Genomic DNA, 21835 nt, shown 5'->3' on the forward strand with positions numbered 1-21835 from the left:
TCTTGTTTAACACTTGGTTCTTGATTTCATTTGCTGCGACAGCTGTGTCAGCAAGCTTTTGGCCTGTGATGCCACATTGGGTTGGGGCACCATTGATGATGTTATTACTCATAACGTCAACAAAGTATAGCGTTTTCCGGAGTGCAAGAGGTTCAGTAACAGCATTGATACTAGTTATCTGCCTAGGGAATGCGATTGAAATGCAGACAGGTCGATTATTTCAATCAGGACAGAATACTACCATAAATGCGTCGGTTGTTAGCCTTTTTAGTGAAAATAGCCATGGTTTTGAAAGTGTAATAGTAGCTAGATCAATTGGTGGCGAAAAATTAATCTTCCCTCAATTGATAAAATTGAGGTTATTTACACCTTTCAAGTTGACGCTTGGAGATAGTGTCCATTTGTCCGTTTCAATAAAACCGGTGTGGGGCAAACTCAATGAGGCGGGATTTGATTTAGAAAAATACCTGTTTAGCACTGGTATTGTTGCCAATGCAACTTACAGAGCGGGTACCAAATATCGAATTTATTCTAGTACGAATTTACGATCCAAGTGGTTTGAAAATAGCCTTCAAAGGTTAAATCAATTGGAGAATAGGGATCTCATGATGGCTTTAGGTTTTGGTTATCGAGAACTTATCCTCCCTGAACGTTGGGATTTACTGAAAAGCAGTGGGTTGATCCACTTAGTGGCCATTTCGGGGCTTCATATTGGCATTGCTTTTGGCATCGGTTATCAACTGGGAAAGTTCGCTAGATTATTATCACCTCAGCTTCTTTGGTTACCGATGTTACTAGGGCTTGGGTTGGCGTATTTCTACAGTTGGTTTGCTGGGTTTACGTTGCCAACGCTTAGGGCTTTGGTAATGTGTGTTGTTGCGAGCTATTTTTTGTGGCGGGGTCAAAATATAGGCGTGATTCGGTATGTTACTTTAAGCTTATGCGTTGTTTTACTTATATGGCCGTTTTCAGTTTTGTCGAGTAGCTTTTGGTTATCCTTTGGCGCACTAGGGGTGGTTCTTTATATTGCTCTAAATAATAATTCATCATCTTCAAATCTTACATTGATGAATCGAGGGTTAACCCTTACTAAGATTCAACTAATGTTGACGATACTGATTGCTCCTCTTTCTATACTGTTTTTTAAAGGAGTCAGTTTAGTCTCTTTTTTTTATAACTTACTCCTTTTGCCGTGGGTTTCGATAGTGACGATCCCATTGCTATTTTCGGCAATGTTTATCAGTCTATTATCTGAATCAGCACTTTGGGCAAGCAGTGTAGCACTGATGGTAAACGATCTTGCTGATCAACTTTGGAAGTTGGTTGACTTGTCACTTGAGCCTCTGGTTTATAGCCTTCCTTTTTCTAAACGTTTTTGGATTCAAGTTGATGATCATACGATGGCGTTGTTTGTGTTTCTCATTTTATTCTTCGGTTTCATTAATAAGTACCTTAAACAGGCTCTATCGATATTCGTCATTGCGGTGTTTGTGCTGTGGTGGGAGTCGACAAGCCTTAAGCAGGATAGATTAACCATCGACATTTTGGATGTCGGACACGGTTTATCATTGGTTCTGGAAAAGAATAATCAAGTCGTGGTTTATGACCTTGGTAATGTGTGGGCTGGCGGCTCGATTGTCGAGTCTTTGCTTATCCCTACATTAAATCGAAGGGGGATTAACGAACTAGAGGGTGTGATTGTGAGTCATTTTGATTCTGATCACGCAGGTGGTTATCCGGCGTTACTTGGCTATTACGATCCCAAATGGATAAGAACTAGTCAAAGCATAAATGCATCAGCGGAATCTAATCTTCGAGCATGTACTATCGGGCAAGTTTGGAGTTGGCAAGATGTTGTTTTTGAAGTTCTTTGGCCTCCTGAACGCGTGAAGAGAGCGTACAATCCACATTCTTGTGTTGTAAGAGTATCTGAGCCCAGTTCAGGGTTCTCTATGTTACTAACTGGTGATATTGAACTAGTCAGTGAGTGGTTACTTTCTCGTGAAGGGGATCGGCTTGAGAGCGATGTGATGCTGGTTCCGCATCATGGTAGCGACACGTCCTCCATTACTCGGTTTATCGAGGCGGTTTCACCTCAAGTGGCAATCGCTTCTTTAGCAAAAGGTAATCAGTGGGGGATGCCAAATTCATCTGTTATTGAACGTTATCGAGATGTGGGGAGTGCTTGGCTTGATACAGGAGAAAGTGGCCAAATAACCATCACTGTCAATCAGGAAGGTTGGAAATATCATACGATTAGAGAGCAACAAGGTGGGCAGTGGTATAGGCAGATGCTTCGTAAGGGAGTAGAATAGATAGATTATTGTGAGAAAATTAAGCGATTTTATGTCAACACAAACAGATGAAACCACCTGGGTCACGTTTAAAAGACTTTGGACTTATATTCGACTATATAAGGCTGGCCTCGGTGTTGCGGTTATTGCGCTTATTATTAATGCCGTCTCTGATACCTATATGATTTCCTTGCTAAAACCTTTACTTGATGAAGGATTTGGCAGCGCTGAGTCTGATTTTCTACGTACACTTCCTTTCATTGTTTTTGCCATGATGTTTATTCGTGGTGTCAGCGGTTTCGTTTCAACCTATTGCTTGAGCTGGGTTTCTGGCAACGTGGTTATGGAAATTCGTCGTAAAATATTTAGTCATTTCATGCATATGCCAGTTTCTTTCTTCGATAAAGAGCAGACGGGCGCATTGCTATCTCGAATTACTTATGACTCAGAGCAAGTGTCTGCCGCAACGAGCAAGGCTTTAGTTAGTATTGTACGTGAAGGTGCAAGTATTATTGGCTTGTTGACACTGATGTTCTGGAATAGTTGGCAGTTGTCTTTGGTGTTGTTTGCTGTCGCCCCCCTTGTGGCGTGGGCGATCGGTATCGTCTCGAAGCGATTCAGGAAAATATCGAAAAACATGCAGACCAGCATGGGCCATGTTGCTTCTTCGGCTGAGCAAATGTTGAAAGGTCACAAGGTGGTTCTTACTTACGGTGGTCAGGATTTAGAAAAGCATCGCTTTGATAAGGTGAGCAACCAAATGCGCCAACAAAGCATGAAGTTGATAACGGCTCAAGCAGCAGCCAACCCAATCATTCAGATGATCGCTTCGGTTGCAATTGTGGTGGTTCTTGTTCTTGCGAGTGTCGATTCTATTAAAGCCGAGCTAACGCCAGGTACGTTTACGGTTGTGTTCTCTGCGATGTTTGGTTTAATGCGTCCGTTAAAAGCGTTAACCAACGTAACGTCTGAGTTCCAACGCGGTATGGCGGCAAGTACCACGCTATTTGGTTTAATGGATCTAGATACAGAACAAAACAAAGGCACGTTGAAACCTGAAACCGTAACCGGTGAAGTCGCAGTAAAAGAAGTGACGTTTACTTATGATGGTGCAGAGAAACCAGCACTTGATAAGGTGAGCTTCAATATTCCGAAAGGTAAGACGGTCGCTCTTGTTGGCCGGTCTGGTTCGGGCAAGAGTACCATCGCTAACCTGTTTACTCGTTTCTATGACGTAGATTCGGGCTCTATCGAGCTTGATGGACACGATATTCGTGATTACGAATTGAGAAACCTACGTGAGCACTTTGCTCTTGTTTCTCAAAATGTTCACCTATTTAACGACACGGTGGCGAACAACATCGCTTATGCGGCAGAAGAGCAATACTCCCGCGAGCAGATCGAACATGCAGCTAAGCTTGCTCATGCAAGTGAGTTTATCGAAGGCATGGAAAATGGCATCGATACCGTTGTTGGCGAAAACGGCGCGAGCCTTTCTGGTGGACAAAGACAGCGTATTGCGATTGCCCGTGCTCTATTAAGAGATGCACCTGTGCTGATTCTTGATGAGGCGACTTCTGCATTGGATACTGAATCAGAAAGAGCGATCCAGTCTGCATTGGAAGAGCTACAAAAAGATAAGACTGTTTTGGTGATTGCTCACCGTCTATCAACTATCGAGCAAGCCGATGAGATCTTAGTGGTTGATGATGGCCAAATTGTAGAAAGAGGCGCGCACGCAGAACTTATTGAACATGATGGTGCTTACGCGCAGCTTCATCGAATTCAGTTCAGTGGATAAGATTAGGTCGTTGTTGTGATCGAAAAGATTTGGTTTAACAATCATCCGTTGAAATATCTTCTTTGGCCACTGTTGTGGCCATTGAGCCTGCTGTTCAAAATGATCAGTGGCCAACGTCGTGATGCGTACTTATCTGGTAAAAAAGAGACCTATCGACCAGCTCTACCAGTGATTGTTGTTGGTAACATAACCGCTGGCGGTAATGGCAAAACACCTGTTGTGATCTGGCTAGTTGAGATGCTGCAAGCCAATGGCTTTAAACCTGGTGTGGTGTCTCGAGGTTATGGGGCTAAAGCGCCAAACTATCCACTCGTGCTAGATGAAAATACGCCAGCCGAACATTCGGGTGACGAGCCTCGTTTGATCCGCAAGCGAACCGGTTGCCCTGTTGCGGTTGACCCTGTACGTGTGAACGCAGTGAAGGCTTTGCTGAGTGAAGGTGTTAATGTCATTATCACTGATGATGGATTGCAACATTATGCGCTTGAACGCGATATTGAGTTTTCAGTTATTGACGGTGCAAGACGTTTCGGTAATGAAAGCCTAATTCCACTGGGTCCATTGCGAGAGCCAGTATCACGTTTAGATTATGTCGATTTCTTGATTAACAATGGTGGAAAGGCCCAAGGGCGAGAGTTCTCAATGTCTTTGTTGCCTAGTGAAGCGGTTAATCTAAAGACTGGACAGAAAAAGTCAGTAGCAGAATTACCGAAGCTGGTGGCTTTTGCAGGAATAGGCCATCCGCCACGCTTTTTTAAAACATTAGACGAGCTTGATGGTGATGTGGTTTTCACTCAAGGCTTCTCCGATCATCAAGATTTTGATAAAGATGAACTTCATGCCTTAGCAAAGAAAGGTATGAATATGATTATGACAGAAAAAGACGCTGTAAAATGCGAAGAATATGCTCAAGACAACTGGTGGTATCTTCCAGTTTCTGCGCAGTTTGATGAAGACTCGCAACAGCAAATTTTAAAAAGAATAAAAGAGGTTATGGAATACTATGGATCACCGTCTGCTTGAGATCGTTGCTTGTCCTGTATGTAAAGGTAAACTAACTTTTGACAAGGATAAGCAAGAGCTTGTTTGTAAAATTGATCGCCTTGCTTACCCAATTAAAGAGGGTATTCCTGTTCTTTTAGAACCTGAAGCTCGCACCGTTTCTATGGATGAGGGTAAGTAATGTCTTATACGGTTGTCATACCTGCAAGATATCAATCGAGCCGTTTACCGGGGAAGCCACTTGCTGACATTGGTGGAAAGCCGATGATTCAATGGGTATATGAACAGTCAATGAAAGCGGGTGCCGATAACGTTATTATCGCTACCGACGACGCTCGAGTTGAAAAAGCGGTTAAAGCATTTGGTGCCACTGTTTGTATGACATCACCGAATCATGACTCGGGTACAGAGCGTTTAGCTGAAGTGATTGAAGTGATGAACATTCCCGATGACCATATTATCGTAAATGTTCAAGGTGATGAGCCTCTTATCCCACCTGCAATTATTAATCAGGTTGCAAATAACCTGGCGAATAGCACAGCACCAATGGCAACACTAGGTGTAGAAATTACTCACGCTGATGAAGTATTTAATCCTAACGCTGTAAAAGTGGTGACGGATAAAGACGGTTATGCACTGTATTTTAGTCGTGCGACGATTCCTTGGGATCGCGATGCCTACGCGAACAATGGTACAGCTGCGGAATCTCCTTTACTGCGTCATATCGGTATCTACGCTTACCGTGCGGGCTTTATCAATACTTACATCAATTGGGAACCAAGTACCCTTGAACGTATTGAGTGTCTAGAGCAACTACGAGTACTGTGGTACGGTGAGAAAATTCACGTAGACGTTGCAATGGAAGCGCCTTCTGCAGGGGTGGATACTCTAGAAGACTTAGAAGCGGTTCGCGCTATTATTGGTTAAATTTCTTCGAGCCACTACTTCTTTGCTCTACTAAATGCAAAATCATGAGCCTTGCTTATTGCGAGGCTTTTTTATGCCGATAGAAAATGTGCACGTGTCTACTCGCCTAAGCTGGCGGATATTGAGTCGATTGTATTTGCTAATGCATCATCCACTCTGAATTATATGAGATTTACCTCGCTCGACTTCCAATTTTTCTCTATAATATGCCGCCTATAAAGTAGTAGCGAATCGCTAGTACAGAATAAAATTTACGACAAAACGTGGAGTAAAAGATGCCTTCTCAAAGCCCAGTGATTACGGTTGATGGACCAAGTGGTGCAGGTAAAGGTACCCTGTGTATGTTACTAGCAGATAAGCTAGGCTTTCATCTTCTAGACTCAGGTGCGATCTATCGCGTACTGGCTTTAGCTGCAATTCACCACGGTGTCGATACTGAATCAGAAGAAGCTTTAGTACCGCTTGCAACTCACTTAGATGTGCAGTTTATTGCGGAAGGTGATTTGGTTAAGGTTATCTTAGAAGGTGAAGACGTATCTGGTGAGCTTCGTAAAGAAGAGACTGGCATGGCGGCTTCAAAAGTGGCTGCTTTACCTCGCGTTCGTGAAGCTTTACTTCGTCGTCAACGCGCATTCAGCTCAGCACCAGGTCTGGTTGCTGATGGACGTGACATGGGAACGGTCGTGTTTCCTGAAGCTGAAGCCAAAATATTTTTAGATGCAAGTGCTGAAGAGCGTGCGAGTCGCCGCCTTAAACAGTTGCAACAGAAGGGGTTAGATGTTAAATTTGACGACCTTTTGAGCGAGATCCAAGAGCGAGACGATCGAGATCGTAATCGCCCAGTTGCGCCATTACGCCCAGCTGAGGATGCGCTTGTGCTAGATTCTACCTCGATGAACATCGAGCAAGTAGTAGAAAAAGCACTACACTATATTGAATCGAAGCTGGCTGGGTAATTTCACCGAGCGAGTAAGAACGTTGGTCGCAAGGATGATGACCGGCGAATTTATCAACCCCATGCGGTAGGATACCCATGGACGTTTAATTATTGAAGATTAAATAATGACTGAATCTTTTGCTCAACTCTTTGAAGAGTTTCTATCTGAAACTGAATTCCAACAAGGCAGCATCGTTAAAGGTACTGTAGTAGCTATCGAGAACGGTTTCGTTCTTGTAGATGCTGGTCTTAAGTCTGAATCTGCTATCCCTGCTGAACAATTCAAGAATGCTGCTGGCGAACTTGAAGTTGAAGTTGGTGCTGAAGTAGACGTAGCTCTAGACGCTGTTGAAGATGGTTTCGGTGAGACTCAACTTTCTCGTGAGAAAGCTAAGCGCCACGAAGCTTGGATCGTACTTGAGAAAGCTTGCGAAGAAGCTGAAACTGTTGTTGGTATCATCAACGGTAAAGTTAAAGGCGGTTTCACTGTTGAACTTAACGGTATCCGTGCTTTCCTTCCAGGTTCTCTAGTAGACGTACGTCCTATCCGTGACACTGCTCACCTAGAAAACAAAGAGCTAGAGTTCAAAGTAATCAAGCTAGACCAGAAGCGTAACAACGTTGTTGTTTCTCGTCGTGCTGTTATCGAATCTGAAAACAGTGTTGAGCGTGACGAACTTCTTGAAACTCTACAAGAAGGTACTGAAGTTAAAGGTATCGTTAAGAACCTTACTGACTACGGTGCATTCGTTGATCTTGGCGGTGTTGACGGTCTTCTACATATCACAGATATGGCTTGGAAGCGTGTTAAGCACCCATCAGAGATCGTTAACGTTGGTGACGAAATCCTAGTTAAAGTTCTTAAGTTCGATCGTGAGCGCACTCGTGTTTCTCTAGGTCTTAAGCAACTAGGCGAAGATCCATGGGTAGCAATCGCTAAGCGTTACCCAGAAGGTCACAAGCTTTCTGGTCGTGTTACAAACCTAACTGACTACGGCTGCTTCGTTGAAATCGAAGAAGGCGTTGAAGGTCTAGTACACGTTTCTGAAATGGATTGGACTAACAAGAACATCCACCCTTCTAAAGTTGTTAATGTTGGCGACGAAGTTGAGGTTATGGTTCTTGATATCGACGAAGAACGTCGTCGTATCTCTCTAGGTCTGAAACAGTGTAAAGCTAACCCATGGCAGTCATTTGCAGAAATGCAAGCTAAGGGCGACAAAGTTACTGGTAAGATCAAGTCTATCACTGACTTTGGTATCTTCATCGGTCTAGAAGGCGGTATCGACGGTCTAGTACACCTATCTGATATTTCTTGGAACGCTGCAGGCGAAGAAGCTGTACGTGAATACAAGAAAGGCGACGAAATCTCTGCTGTTGTTCTAGCAGTAGATGCAGAGCGTGAGCGTATTTCTCTTGGCGTTAAGCAAATGGAAAACGACCCGTTCAACGCTTACGTTGCTGACAACAAGAAAGGTGTTCTTGTAAACGGTACTGTTACTGCAGTTGACGCTAAAGGCGCTACTATCGAGCTAATCGAAGGCGTTGAAGGCTACCTACGTGCTTCTGAAGTTTCTCGTGACCGTATCGAAGATGCATCTCTAATCCTAAGCGTTGGCGATAGCGTTGAAGCGAAGTTCACTGGTGTAGACCGTAAGAACCGCGTAATCAACCTATCTATCAAAGCTAAAGATGAAGCTGATGAGCAAGAAGCAATGGCTTCACTGAACAAGTCTGATGAAGGCGCGTTCGGTAACGCAATGGCAGACGCATTCAAAGCTGCTAAAGGCGAATAATAGCTTCTCATTAAGAGAATTATAGCTATATAGCCAAGAAAGGAGCCGTAAGGCTCCTTTTTTTTTGCTTATTTTTCCGATAGGTCTATAATTTCTAAAAAGAAAACCAACGAGGGTAACTATGACTAAGTCTGAATTGATTGAAAGACTGTGCGCTGAGCAAACGCACCTTTCTGCTAAAGAAATTGAAGACGCTGTAAAAGACATTTTAGAGCATATGGCTTCAACATTAGAAAGTGGTGATCGAATCGAAATTCGCGGTTTTGGTAGCTTTTCTCTTCACTACCGTGAACCTCGTGTTGGACGTAATCCAAAGACTGGCGACAAGGTAGAATTGGAAGGTAAATACGTTCCTCACTTTAAACCAGGTAAAGAGCTACGTGAAAGAGTAAATTCAGGATTGTAGCCCATTTATCGGAATTAAGAAAAGCGGCATACTACAATGTATGCCGCTTTTTTATGACCATAATATGGTGGTCTGATTAGCAATTTTCCTGCATAATCGTACAGCTAACCAACCAATGAGTGATGAACTATGAAAATTATAAAAATAGTCGCCGTTATCGCACTTTTCCTAATTGCACTGGCTTTAGGCTCTCAGAACCAAACCACTGTGAACTTCAATTATCTGCTAGCACAAGGTGACTTCCACTTATCCAGCTTATTAGGTGTGGTCTTCGTTTCAGGCTTTGGCCTTGCTTGGTTAGTCTTTGGTAATATACACATGCGATCTCAGCTGAAAATTCATCGCTTGAAAAAGCAGCTTAATAAGCAATCAAAGCAGGTAGCTGCTGCTACTAAAGCTTAAGGCTATATTTGATGTTAGAGTTACTGTTCTTACTTTTACCAATTGCCGCTGCTTATGGTTGGTATATGGGTAATCGTAATGCTCAGCAAGAAAAACAGAAACAATCACACCAGATCTCCCGTCAGTATGTGACGGGTTTGAATCTACTGTTGTCGGACCAATCTGACAAAGCGGTAGATCACTTTATCGAGCTACTTCAAGTAGACAATGAAACCATCGATACGCACTTGGCTTTGGGCAATTTGTTCCGTTCAAGGGGGGAAGTCGATCGTGCTATTCGTATTCACCAAAATCTTATCTCTCGTTCGGGGCTTACTCTCGATCAGAAAAACCTCGCACTACAACAGTTAGCTAAAGACTATATGGTCTCTGGTTTTCTCGACCGCGCCGAGAAGATCTTTGAACAGCTTGTCGAAGAACCCGATCATAAAGAGGGTGCTCTACAGCAATTGGTTGCTATTTATCAGCAAACACGAGAATGGCACAAAGCTATCCATTACGGAAATATCTTAGTGAAACTCGGTAAGAAGAAAATGAAGATGCGTGCGACCGTTGCGCATTTTTGGTGTGAGCTTGCTATGCAAGAACAAGCTGATGGTAATCGCGCTAAGGTACTTCAACACTTTAAGAAGGCTCTATCTGAAGACCCTAAATGTGTTCGTGCTAGCATTGCTTTAGGCAAATTCCATTTAGCAAACGAAGATTATCAAAAGACAATTACTTGTCTGGAGTCGGTTCTCGAGCAAGATATCGACTTTATTAGTGAGGTATTGCCAACCCTTGCAGAGTGTTACCACAAGCTTGGACGGGAAGCTCAATTGGTCGAGTTCCTTAAAGCTTGTATTCAGAAGAAAGCTGGAGTATCCGCTGAACTGATGCTTGCTCAGTTGGTTGCTCACCATGAAGATGTTGGGTCAGCCCAAGAACTACTGACTAAGCAACTTGTCAAAAACCCAACAATGAAAGGTTTTTATCGATTAATCGATTACCACCTAGCAGAAGCAGAAGAAGGCCGAGCGAAAGAAAGCTTAACTACTCTACAGTCTATGGTGGGTGAACAATTGAAGCTTAAGCCGCATTATCGTTGCCATCAGTGTGGCTTCTCAACGCACTCAATGTACTGGCACTGCCCTTCATGTAAAGGGTGGGGGACGATCAAGCCTATTCGTGGACTTGATGGTGAATAGATTTGTGGTCATTTTAAGACCAAATTTTTAATTGCAGCTTTCGGGCTGCATTTTTATGACTGTTATTTATTACCCGCTATGTGTAGGTGAGTAAATATTTTGTAGAAAGTTAACTGCGTTAGGAGATGAAATGAACGACCAAAAAATCATTGTAGCCTTGGATTATGACAACCAAGCGGATGCGTTAACCTTTGTTGATCGTATTGACCCAGCATCTTGCCGCTTAAAAGTCGGCAAAGAGATGTTTACCTTGTTTGGCCCTGAGTTTGTTCGTGAATTACATAAGCGTGGTTTCTCAGTATTCTTAGACCTTAAATTCCACGACATCCCTAACACATGTTCAAAAGCAGTGCGTGCTGCCGCTGAATTAGGCGTTTGGATGGTGAATGTACACGCAAGTGGCGGTGAGCGTATGATGACGGCTTCGCGTGAAATTTTAGAACCATATGGTAAAGATCGTCCGTTGTTAATCGGTGTGACGGTACTCACCAGCATGGAGCAGTCTGATCTAGCGGGTATCGGTTTAGACCTAGAACCACAACAGCAAGTAATGCGATTGGCTTCTCTTACTAAAAACTCTGGCCTAGACGGTGTTGTATGTTCAGCACAAGAGGCTTCTTTGCTCAAAGGTGCTCTTGGTCAGGAGTTTAAGCTAGTGACTCCTGGTATTCGTCCTGTAGGTGCCGATATTGGGGACCAGAAGCGTATCATGACACCTTCGAAGGCGATTGAATCAGGTTCTGACTATCTTGTTATCGGCCGCCCAATTACTCAAGCTGTAGACCCTGCAGCGGTTCTTGCTGAGATTAACGCTACCCTAGCTTAAGTTTCTCTTATAGCTAGCGATACGAATAAAGAAGACCAGCGATTGCTGGCCTTCTTGTTTGTCTTCGAGAAGCAGAATTCGTTTGGGCTAGATTGGCTTGGCTTAACTTATATCGGCGCACCACTATGAAACTTAAAGTCACTGTCTTCTGAAGTAATAAGGTTAGCTTCTACTTGCGCGAAGTGAGCAATACGCTCGGAGATATCTTTGCCTGCGATCTGCTCTGCTAGCTCAAGGTAGTCTTGATAGTGGCGCGCTTCTGAGCGAAGCAAAGATACGTAAAACTTCTCTATGTCTTCTTCTAAGAAAGGAGCAAGTTTCGCGAAGCGTTCACAAGAACGAGCTTCAATGAAGGCGCCGATTATAAGTTTATCGACCAGAGCATCTGGCTCGTAAGTCTTAACCTGTTTGATCAAGCCCTTAGCGTAACGACCCGCTTCAATCGGTTGGTAAGTGACGCCTTTCTTTTCCATCAATTCCAGTACTTGGTAGAAGTGATGCAGCTCTTCTTTGATCAGTAACACCATTTTCTCGATCAGGTTTGCACCATAATTGCAGCCATCTTTCGCTGTGATTTGTTTTGATACGTTGCTTTTACCACGAAGTGACTCTAGATCTCCGATACGACGATAAGCAAACTGCTCGTATGGTAGGATCCACTCATTCAGTTGTTTTGCACTCTCTTTATCAACAGCGTACTTACGGATAAGGAACAGAGCGCTCTGAGCCGCTTTAAGCTCACAAAGCATGTGATCACGTAGAATGATGTGAAGGTTTTCTGGCTTTTTGGCTTCATCGATCCATGAATCTGGCGTGTCAGCTTTAAGAAAAGAGTGAATTGGAGCTAATAATTCTTGATACATGGTCTAGTAAAGTTTGTTGATAATACGCGATCCTATCACAGCTGAAGAGATCTCCCTATACGGGGAAAAGAAATTCGATAGGCACAAAAAAGGCCACCTATTTACTAGAAATAAAGTGGCCTTTAAGCATTTTAGTTAAACTCTTACCACTTTTTCTTCTGACCGAAGAGGGCATCCATATCGTCATCACGCTCTTTAGATTCTATTTGCTGTAAATCTTGTGCGCTTTTATCTAGGCGCTTCTGATCAAGGTCGTTCAGCATCTGCTGAAGCTTTTCTTTTGCTTGATTAGAATATGAATCGTTTTTGGTCGCTAGTGCATCTATACCTTTACGTAGTAACTGTATTGCCGTTCCTGGTTGTCCACGAGAGATAGAGTCATTTGCACGTTTAATAACGTTCTCGATGTTGATTCGAATTTGAATCGTTTCTAGACGGGCGTTTTCTACTACATAAGCCTGAGTCTCGAAGCGGCCTTTATTGTGCTCGTTACGCACCGTATCACGAAGGCGCTTAACTAATTTGAGCATCATGATCGCCTGCTTGTCACTGCTTGGAACTCGAAAAGTAGTGCTCTCGCCACCTTGATAGTTCTCTTTGAGCTGAGTGATTTGTTGTTTTACGCTTTCGATGCGTTGAGCAAGTTGCTTATTTTTTGGGTCGAGTTGATACATGTTTTCCAACGCATCAAGAATTCGATTATTTAAGCATACAAGAAGATCTTGGCTAAAAGGCATGTGATGAGCATTGCCAATCAACTCTTCTGTTCCGTCAATAATGGTTAGATAACGAGAAGCTTCCTGCTTCTTTGCTGTTTCTACCTTAACTTTATATTGAAGCATGATGTTGTAGCCTAAAACTAATACCAAAAGAACGGCTACTAAGGCAATGATTAAACCAATATTCATATATTTGTGTCTGCTTGTTGTTTTTTATAGCTAACTAGAAAGGATACACGATTCCATGGCGTATCGGCACTCGTAAATTGCAATTTATCATTATCTCTTGTTGAGCGTAATCGGCAATCAAAACTTACTAACTAATGTATGAGAATGAGGAGTAGGTTGCAAAGCGTTATTGGTATTATTGTTTTTTTAACCTATAAAAACTCAATATTTCTGTCATTTTAGGGCTTGAGGCGTTATAACTATTAATTATATTACACGAGACTATAACGCTCCCTTTACAAATAAGTTATCACAGAAATGAGTAAAGGATTACGGGGTTTAATATGAAGTTACAGCAACTGAAGTACATTGTTGAGGTTGTAAACCATAACCTAAATGTTTCTGCGACAGCAGAGAGTTTGTACACATCTCAACCGGGTATTAGTAAACAAGTTAGATTATTGGAAGATGAGTTAGGGATTCAGATCTTTGAACGTAGCGGTAAACATTTAACGCAGGTTACCCAAGCTGGTGAAGATATTATTCGTATCTCTCAAGAGATCTTAGCCCGTGTTGAAAGTATTAAATCCGTTGCGGGTGAACACACTCATCCTGAGATGGGGACATTGAATATTTCAACAACACATACTCAAGCTCGTTATGCTCTGCCTGATGTGATTAAAGGTTTCACTGCGCGTTACCCAAAAGTATCACTTCACATGCACCAAGGTACGCCTAGCCAAATGTCGGAAGCGGTTGCTAAGGGGACGGCTAATTTTGCAATTGCAACGGAAGCGCTTCATCTTTACCAAGATGCGATTATGCTGCCTTGTTACCATTGGAACCGTTCAATAGTTGTTACTAAAGATCATCCTCTGGCGAAAAAACGAAATATCACTATCGAAGATCTTGCTGCTTACTCTCTGGTTACCTATGTATTTGGTTTTACTGGTCGTTCTGAGCTTGATACAGCATTCAATAAAGTTGGCTTAACACCTCGAGTGGTATTTACAGCCACTGATGCTGATGTGATTAAGACTTATGTTCGAATGGGGATTGGTGTTGGTGTTATTGCAAGTATGGCCATCGACCAAGAACAAGATACTGATTTGGTGGCCATTGATGCCAGCCATCTGTTTGGTGCAAGTACCACAAGCATCGGCTTTAGAAAAGGTACCTTCCTACGTTCTTACATGTTTGATTTCATGGAGCGTTTTGCGCCTCACCTAACGCGCCCTGTTGTCGAGCAGGCTATCTCTCTTAAATCGAATGATGAGATTGAAGAGATGTTTAAAGATATTGAGCTACCTGTTCGTTAATCTCATCGTGCAAATCTAGATTCTTATTCGGCCTGTAGATACAGGCCGTTTTCTTTCTGATTTCGATCTTTCTTTGCTGTTCTCTTTTATATCGACCCTTTCCATTTCTGTTTCTTACCCCTACAATCCTCGCACCATAGGGGGAAGCATGCATTCACGATTTAAAATACTCGACTCATTCTTGTTAGAGCACCAAGTTTACTGGCGTTCAGAATCTTTCCACCTATGCCAAACCCAGCAACGACCTTGGGTTGATGTGAATCGGCCGCTTGTTGATTGGCTGAATAGCTTGAGTATCGAGAATATTCAGATTCTTAAAGAGCAGCCTCAAGCTTTGGTTGAAGAGCTTATTGGTTTTCTTCCCGAATTAGAGGAAGCGAATCAAAATATTCAGTTCACTTTCACAGCACATAAAGGGCTAACGCTTCCACGAGGTACCGAAGATGGCATTCCGGGAAGAAAGCTACAACAGATTGTTTCGATGGGTGAAGCTTTGCTTGAACACCATCATGGCAAAGAGTGGTTGGAGTGGTGTTCTGGAAAGGGTTTTCTCGGTCGAATCTTATCTCAACAATCGAAGCAAAAAGTCACCAGTTTCGAGTGGCAGCAATCGCTGTGTGAAAGCGGACAAAAGATTGCAGATGCACAACGCCTAGACATGACCTTTGTTCAAGGTGATGCGCTTTCTGAAAGTGCAGATGATGTCTTTAATACAGACCAACACGCTGTAGCACTGCATGCCTGTGGCGACCTGCATGTTGAGTTAGTGAAAAAATCTGTGTCACATGGGCTACCAGCCGTCACTATCTCCCCTTGTTGCTACCATCTTATTCGTAATGAAAACTACCAAGCGATGTCGTCGGTTGCGAAAAGTTCTGATTTGACATTGAGCAAGAGTGATTTACGAATCCCACTTCAAGAAACCGTTACAGGTGGAGAAAGGGTAAAGAGGCACCGTCAGTTAGAGATGAGTTATCGTTTGGGTTTTAGCCAACTGCTCAAGGCTGAACGTAGTATCAATGAATACATCCCGGTACCGAGTATTAAAAAATCAGAGTTATCCGAGGGGTTTGAGTCATTTTGCCTATGGGCGGCCGAAGTGAAAAATATCTCACTTTGTTCGGGTATCGACTTTGAATCATATCTGGTTCAAGGCGAGACGCTTTTCTGGGAAATGGAGAAACTGAGCTTAGTTCAACAAGTTTTTAGGCGACCATTGGAGGTATGGTTAGCTTTGGATCGAGCTATTTACTTGCAAGAGCAAGGCTATGAAGTAACTCTCGAAGAGTTTTGCGAACGCAGTGTCACGCCTCGAAACTTGTTGATTCATGGTGTTAAGAACGACCGATAAATCACACGAGTTTCAGACAGGGCGTTTATCATCGCTGTTGAAAAATAGTGTTACAGATACAAAAAAGCCAGTTCGAGAAATGTCGGACTGGCTTTTAATGTGTGGATTAACTGAACTCTTCAACGAGAAAATTTACGCTCAGTTAGTCACTACATCATTAGTTAAACATTGCGATAGCTTCTGCTGGGTCTACGTATTCCAGGTCAAAGCTCTCTGCAACTTCTTTACAAGTCACTTTACCGTGAATGACGTTTAGTCCTTCTAAGAAACCTTCATCAGACAGAAGTGCTTCGCGGTAGCCTTTGTTTGCTAGTTTAACAATGTAAGGAAGTGTTGCATTGTTTAGCGCGGAAGTAGAAGTACGAGCAACGGCACCAGGCATGTTTGCAACACAGTAGTGAACTACGTCATCAACGATGTAAGTTGGGTCTGCGTGAGTGGTTGCGTGAGAAGTCTCGAAACAACCACCTTGGTCTATTGCAACGTCAACAACTGCTGAACCTGGCTTCATCTTAGCGATATGCTCTTTAGTAACCAGTTTAGGAGCCGCTGCGCCTGGGATCAGTACAGCACCAATCACTAGGTCAGCTTCTAGAACATGCTTCTCGATAGCGTCTTCAGTAGAATAAACCACTTTTGCGCGGCCTTGAAATTCTTCATCCAAGCGACGAAGTGTATCTAGGTTACGGTCAAGGATTGTAACATCAGCGCGAAGGCCAACAGCCATACGTGCTGCGTTAGCACCAACAACACCACCGCCAACAACAACAACTTTCGCGGGCTCAACACCCGGAACGCCACCAAGAAGAAGGCCACAACCACCATTAGATTTCTCTAATGTTTGTGCACCCGCTTGAATAGACATGCGACCAGCAACTTCAGACATTGGTGCTAATAGTGGCAAGCGACCCATATTATCTGTTACAGTCTCATAGGCTACACAGACAGCTTTGCTCTTGATAAGCTCTTCAGTTTGTGGAAAATCTGGTGCAAGGTGTAAATAGGTAAATAATATTTGCCCCTCGCGAAGCATCGCTCGCTCGACAGCTTGAGGTTCTTTAACCTTTATAATCATCTCTGCTTTCGCGAAAACGTCAGCAGCAGTAGGAAGAATGGATGCGCCTACAGCGATGTAATCATCGTCTGAAAAACCGATACCATTACCGGCATTGGTTTCTACAAAAACTTGGTGGCCGTGTGAAATGAGTTCTCTCACGCTAGCTGGGGTCATACCAACGCGGTATTCGTGGTTTTTGATTTCCTTAGGTACGCCAATGATCATCCTGATTCCTTATTTTATTTTGGTTGTTTTATCTATGTGTAGGGTAATTCTGTCGAATTAATAGCTAGTATAGATGGGTTTAAATAAAATTTGATACTGAATATTAAAAAGTTGTAGTATATTTTTTTGCAAGGAAGTAATAAGGTGGAATAAAAAATGGCAGACAATTATAAGAAGCCGTCCAAGGAACTAGATCGTATTGACCGCAACATTCTTAATGAGTTGCAAAAAGACGGTCGTATCTCAAACGTTGAACTCTCGAAAAGAGTAGGACTTTCTCCAACTCCATGTCTTGAGCGAGTTCGCCGTTTAGAACGTCAAGGTTACATTAATGGGTACACAGCGTTGCTGAACCCACAGTACCTCGATGCTTCACTTTTAGTGTTTGTTGAAATTACGTTGAACCGTGGTGCTCCAGATGTGTTCGAGCAATTCAACACTGCTGTTCAGAAACTTGATGATATCCAAGAATGTCATTTAGTGTCGGGTGATTTTGACTACCTTCTAAAAACTCGAGTATCCGATATGGGTGCTTACCGTAAGTTATTAGGTGATACGTTGCTGCGTCTACCAGGCGTAAACGACACTAGAACTTACGTGGTAATGGAAGAAGTGAAACAAACTAATCAACTTGTGATTAAGACTCGTTAATCATAATTGATGAAATGAAAGAAAGCGGACTTTTGTTCCGCTTTCTTGCTTTCTGGAATTGGGTTTTTTGGTTTGATATGGTTAAATCAACAGTAGTTTCATTGAAACGAGCGGCTTGGTCCGCTCGATGTGTTTTTATCTCGTTCAATTATTAAGTTGGTTTATGTTCAAGCAGAGCAGTAATAAAGTAGAAACTATCATTAAAACGAGTGAAGAGCCTCAGTCTCCTCGTTTAAGTGGTTCTCAACGTCTAAAAGAGTGCAGCCTCATACTGGGTGTTCTCTTCTCTATTCTACTTGCCGTGGCGTTATTAACTTTTAGTCCTGCAGACCCATCATGGTCACAAACGGCATGGGGTGGTGACATTCAAAATGCGGGTGGCTATCTAGGTGCATGGTTAGCGGATACACTTTTCTTTATATTTGGCTCTCTGGCCTACCCGATACCTATATTGGTAACGGTTACTGCATGGGTGCTGTTCCGAAAACGTAATGAAGACGAACAGATAGACCTCATGTTATGGGGATCTCGCTTACTTGGGCTCACTGTGCTGATTCTTACTAGTTGTGGCCTAGCGGATATCAATTTTGACGACATTTGGTATTTTTCATCAGGTGGTGTGGTTGGTGATGTACTAAGTAGCCTTGCACTTCCAACTCTGAATATTCTTGGTAGCACACTTGTTCTCCTGTTCTTATGGGGGGCTGGCTTTACTTTATTAACGGGTATTTCTTGGCTAAGTATTGTTGAATGGCTAGGCGAAGGCGCGCTCAAACTTTTTACGTCTGCAGTCAATCGAGCACGCGGACAAGATCAAGAACTGCTAGAACCTGAGTTGAAGGAGTCGGAAGACCGAGATCGACTTGAAACGCGTCATCAAGAGCCTACTTACCGGGATATATCTTTTACTGAAGACGCAGATCAAACCGCTTTTGATCCTGCAATGAGTTTCCCTGCGACAGCTGAGCCTTCAGAGACTGCTACAAGCACGTTAGACGATACTGCATTGCCGAGGCGCCATTACAATATCCACATGCCTGTAGAGGCTCCTAATAAGACGGTTGCCTCCTCAAATGAACAAAAAACATCAGCTCACAATGAGAGAGTCCCTGTAGAGCAGCCCCTTGTTCCCCCCGTCTATCAAGATACAAATGAGTTATTGGAAGAGGGTGTAGAGCGTTCAAAACAGTTGAATGCGACTATAGAACAGTTAGAAAGTGCCGCTATGTATGAAGATGATCTTGCTGAACATGATCAGGTGGATGCACTCGAATCTCAAATCTCATACCAAGAATATGCGCAGAGTGATCAGTCACAAGTTAGTGCTGCTAGTGATATTGACGTCGATAATGCGACATCAGTGGATGAGAAAAGAGAAATGTCACAAGCGTTTTCAGCGCAAGAGCCACCTATTGATATGACTGAAAATCCGTTCTTTGAACAGAATTCAAAGTTTGATGTTGAACGAGCAGAAGACGAAAACACAGAACAATCTGAGTCTTTGTCTAATGGACAAGAGCAGTCTGAACTTACGAGTTCAATAGAGCAAAGGCAAGATCCTATCGTTGATCTTCCTTGGGAAGAAGTGACAGAAGAAGAGCCTTTACATGAAGACCAAGATGTTGCTGCGTTTCAAAGCAAAGTGTCTAAAGCACAGGCTAATATGGCAGCGGCCCAAAATCCGTTTTTAGTTCAGCAAGATGTGAACTTGCCAAAGCCAGCAGAGCCGTTGCCAACACTTGAATTGTTGTTCCACCCTGAAAAACGTGAAACCTTTATCGACCGCGACGCTCTAGAAGCGATTGCTCGTCTGGTTGAATCGAAACTAGCGGACTACAAGATCAAAGCTGATGTAGTTGATATTTTCCCTGGTCCAGTGATTACTCGATTTGAGCTAGACTTGGCTCCCGGTGTGAAAGTAAGCCGTATCTCAGGACTTTCAATGGACTTAGCACGTTCGCTGTCTGCATTGGCAGTACGTGTCGTGGAGGTTATTCCGGGTAAGCCTTATGTAGGCTTGGAATTACCGAACATGAGTCGTCAAACGGTATTCTTCTCAGATGTGGTGAGCAGTACTCAGTTCCAAGAAGCGAAATCACCAACGACCGTAGTCCTCGGGCAAGATATCGCAGGTGAAGCGGTTATTGCTGACCTATCGAAAATGCCACACGTTCTTGTTGCGGGTACTACTGGTTCTGGTAAGTCTGTAGGTGTGAACGTGATGATCTTGAGTATGCTTTACAAGGCATCACCTGAAGACGTTCGTTTCATCATGATTGACCCAAAAATGTTGGAATTGTCTATATATGAAGGTATTCCACATCTATTGTCTGAAGTTGTGACTGACATGAAAGATGCGTCTAACGCCCTTCGTTGGTGTGTCGGCGAAATGGAACGTCGTTACAAGCTGATGTCGGCGCTTGGTGTTCGTAACATTAAAGGCTACAACGATAAGCTTAAGATGGCTGCTGATGCGGGTCACCCAATTCATGATCCATTATGGAAGCCGGGGGACAGCATGGACCCTGAAGCACCATTGCTTGAAAAGCTGCCCTACATTGTGGTGATCGTTGATGAATTTGCTGATCTAATCATGGTCGTGGGCAAGAAAGTAGAAGAGCTGATTGCTCGTTTGGCACAAAAAGCGCGAGCAGCCGGTGTCCATTTGATTCTTGCAACTCAACGTCCATCTGTAGACGTAATTACAGGTCTTATCAAAGCCAATATACCAACACGTGTTGCTTTTACCGTATCGACTAAAACGGATTCTAGAACCATTCTTGACCAAGGTGGTGCGGAGTCGCTACTTGGTATGGGTGATATGCTTTACTTACCACCAGGTTCTAGTCATACCATTCGTGTACATGGTGCCTTTGCATCAGATGATGATGTGCATGCGGTTGTGAATAACTGGAAAGCACGTGGCAAGCCGAATTATATTGAAGAGATTACTAACGGCGACCAAACCCCAGAAGCACTATTACCGGGTGAAAAAATGGAAGGCGATGAAGAAGTTGACCCTTTGTTTGATCAAGTTGTCGAGCACGTGGTTCATTCACGTCGAGGTTCCGTTTCGGGTGTTCAGCGTCGATTCAAGATCGGCTATAACCGCGCCGCACGTATTGTCGAGCAACTTGAAGCGCAAGGTATTGTAAGTGCTCCAGGCCATAATGGTAATCGAGAGGTCTTAGCGCCAGCACCACCAAAAAATTAGTTCCACTAGGAACTCATACCCATTAAGTCGGTCAAATCGAAAATATGACAGACTTATGTTTTAACAGGATTATTGATGAAAAAAGTATTCGCACTTTTATTTATGAGCTTCTCAGTGTTTGCTTCTCCGAAAGAAGAGTTGAGTAGCCGCTTGGCATTGAACGCTGGCTTTAGTGCTGACTTTAAACAAGTCGTCACTAGCCCTGATGGTGATGTTGTTATGGAAGGTGAGGGCACGGTAGAGATTGCACGCCCAAGCTTGTTCCGCTGGGAGACCACGTTCCCTGATGAAAACTTGTTGGTATCTGATGGTCAAAGCTTGTGGTATTACAGCCCGTTCATTGAGCAAGTGAGCATTTACTGGCAAGAGCAAGCGACATCACAAACACCTTTCGTCCTGCTTACTCGTAACCAAGAAAGCGATTGGGATAACTACAACGTCGCGCAAACTGGTAATCAATTTACGTTAACGCCAACGGCTGTGGATTCTAATCAGGGTGATTTCCAGATTAATATCACCCAAAAGGGCATTGTTCAGGGCTTTAATGTGATTGAACAAGATGGTCAGAAAGGGGAGTTTACCTTTAGTAATGTTGACTTAGGTAAGCCAGCAGCAGACCGCTTTACTTTTGTGGCGCCACAAGGTGTCGAGGTCGACGACCAAAGAAATTGATCCAAACTGACAGATCGT

19 protein-coding genes are annotated in these 21835 nt (G+C 43.3%); 16 read left to right on the top strand and 3 right to left on the bottom strand.

What is annotated here, in order from left to right:
* Window positions 1-200: 200 nt before the first annotated feature.
* The 11 genes from OCV24_RS05215 (at window position 201) to pyrF (ending at window position 11578) form a co-directional block, all read left to right on the top strand.
* Window positions 201-2315 (top strand): DNA internalization-related competence protein ComEC/Rec2, encoded by a 2115-nt coding sequence (locus OCV24_RS05215; RefSeq protein WP_167514257.1) that lies wholly within the window; start codon window positions 201-203, stop codon window positions 2313-2315.
* A gap of 31 nt (window positions 2316-2346) precedes the next feature.
* A complete protein-coding gene (gene msbA / locus OCV24_RS05220; RefSeq protein WP_017057034.1) occupies window positions 2347-4095 on the top strand; it encodes a lipid A ABC transporter ATP-binding protein/permease MsbA in 1749 nt (582 codons plus the stop codon).
* A 15-nt stretch (window positions 4096-4110) separates the two neighbouring features.
* Window positions 4111-5118: a tetraacyldisaccharide 4'-kinase gene (gene lpxK / locus OCV24_RS05225; protein ID WP_102506277.1), complete on the top strand. Its 1008-nt coding sequence runs from the start codon at window positions 4111-4113 to the stop codon at window positions 5116-5118.
* Entirely contained in the window at window positions 5099-5278 is a 180-nt protein-coding gene (locus OCV24_RS05230; RefSeq protein ID WP_004736429.1) for a Trm112 family protein, read from the top strand. Before lpxK ends, OCV24_RS05230 begins: the two co-directional genes overlap by 20 nt.
* Window positions 5278-6024 (top strand): 3-deoxy-manno-octulosonate cytidylyltransferase, encoded by a 747-nt coding sequence (kdsB, locus tag OCV24_RS05235; protein WP_017057036.1) that lies wholly within the window; start codon window positions 5278-5280, stop codon window positions 6022-6024. The genes OCV24_RS05230 and kdsB overlap by 1 nt, the downstream gene beginning before the upstream one ends.
* Window positions 6025-6299: 275 nt before the next feature.
* Window positions 6300-6980, top strand: coding sequence for a (d)CMP kinase (cmk, locus tag OCV24_RS05240; RefSeq protein WP_017057037.1), 681 nt, complete (start codon window positions 6300-6302; stop codon window positions 6978-6980).
* A 106-nt stretch (window positions 6981-7086) separates the two neighbouring features.
* On the top strand, window positions 7087-8757 hold the full coding sequence (gene rpsA, locus OCV24_RS05245; RefSeq protein ID WP_017057038.1) for a 30S ribosomal protein S1: 1671 nt from the start codon (window positions 7087-7089) through the stop codon (window positions 8755-8757).
* 121 nt (window positions 8758-8878) lie between these two features.
* Window positions 8879-9163: an integration host factor subunit beta gene (gene ihfB, locus OCV24_RS05250; protein WP_010439923.1), complete on the top strand. Its 285-nt coding sequence runs from the start codon at window positions 8879-8881 to the stop codon at window positions 9161-9163.
* Window positions 9164-9292: 129 nt separating this feature from the next.
* Window positions 9293-9565, top strand: coding sequence for a LapA family protein (locus tag OCV24_RS05255; RefSeq protein WP_102506276.1), 273 nt, complete (start codon window positions 9293-9295; stop codon window positions 9563-9565).
* A gap of 11 nt (window positions 9566-9576) precedes the next feature.
* On the top strand, window positions 9577-10752 hold the full coding sequence (lapB, locus tag OCV24_RS05260) for a lipopolysaccharide assembly protein LapB (protein WP_017057040.1): 1176 nt from the start codon (window positions 9577-9579) through the stop codon (window positions 10750-10752).
* A gap of 130 nt (window positions 10753-10882) precedes the next feature.
* Window positions 10883-11578 (top strand): orotidine-5'-phosphate decarboxylase, encoded by a 696-nt coding sequence (gene pyrF / locus OCV24_RS05265; protein WP_077680620.1) that lies wholly within the window; start codon window positions 10883-10885, stop codon window positions 11576-11578.
* A 107-nt stretch (window positions 11579-11685) separates the two neighbouring features.
* Here pyrF and miaE read toward each other — a convergent pair whose 3' ends face one another.
* Both miaE and OCV24_RS05275 read right to left on the bottom strand, forming a co-directional pair.
* A complete protein-coding gene (gene miaE / locus OCV24_RS05270) occupies window positions 11686-12441 on the bottom strand; it encodes a tRNA isopentenyl-2-thiomethyl-A-37 hydroxylase MiaE (protein WP_150878210.1) in 756 nt (251 codons plus the stop codon).
* A 143-nt stretch (window positions 12442-12584) separates the two neighbouring features.
* Window positions 12585-13349: a hypothetical protein gene (locus OCV24_RS05275; protein ID WP_046223796.1), complete on the bottom strand. Its 765-nt coding sequence runs from the start codon at window positions 13347-13349 to the stop codon at window positions 12585-12587.
* A gap of 323 nt (window positions 13350-13672) precedes the next feature.
* Here OCV24_RS05275 and cysB point away from each other — a divergent pair, with 323 nt between their 5' ends.
* A complete protein-coding gene (gene cysB / locus OCV24_RS05280) occupies window positions 13673-14647 on the top strand; it encodes an HTH-type transcriptional regulator CysB (protein WP_046223797.1) in 975 nt (324 codons plus the stop codon).
* 148 nt (window positions 14648-14795) lie between these two features.
* Window positions 14796-15998 carry a methyltransferase gene (locus OCV24_RS05285; protein ID WP_077680617.1) on the top strand — a complete coding sequence of 401 codons (1203 nt, stop codon included), beginning with the start codon at window positions 14796-14798 and terminating at the stop codon, window positions 15996-15998.
* 157 nt (window positions 15999-16155) lie between these two features.
* On the opposite strand, the gene ald is transcribed toward OCV24_RS05285, so the two are convergent.
* Window positions 16156-17280 (bottom strand): alanine dehydrogenase, encoded by a 1125-nt coding sequence (gene ald / locus OCV24_RS05290; protein ID WP_017057047.1) that lies wholly within the window; start codon window positions 17278-17280, stop codon window positions 16156-16158.
* Between the two features lie 156 nt (window positions 17281-17436).
* Between ald and lrp the strand changes: the two genes are divergently transcribed.
* From lrp to lolA, 3 genes are all read left to right on the top strand, one after another.
* Complete coding sequence (gene lrp, locus OCV24_RS05295; protein ID WP_017057048.1) at window positions 17437-17931, top strand: leucine-responsive transcriptional regulator Lrp; 495 nt, start codon at window positions 17437-17439, stop codon at window positions 17929-17931.
* A gap of 163 nt (window positions 17932-18094) precedes the next feature.
* Complete coding sequence (locus OCV24_RS05300; protein WP_150878212.1) at window positions 18095-21145, top strand: DNA translocase FtsK; 3051 nt, start codon at window positions 18095-18097, stop codon at window positions 21143-21145.
* 75 nt (window positions 21146-21220) lie between these two features.
* Window positions 21221-21817, top strand: a complete 597-nt coding sequence (gene lolA, locus OCV24_RS05305) for an outer membrane lipoprotein chaperone LolA (protein WP_046223800.1) — start codon at window positions 21221-21223, stop codon at window positions 21815-21817.
* The last annotated feature ends 18 nt before the right edge of the window (window positions 21818-21835 follow it).

Origin of the sequence: Vibrio kanaloae (assembly GCF_024347535.1) — a bacterium.
In the GTDB taxonomy this organism is placed as follows: Bacteria; Pseudomonadota; Gammaproteobacteria; order Enterobacterales; family Vibrionaceae; genus Vibrio; species Vibrio kanaloae.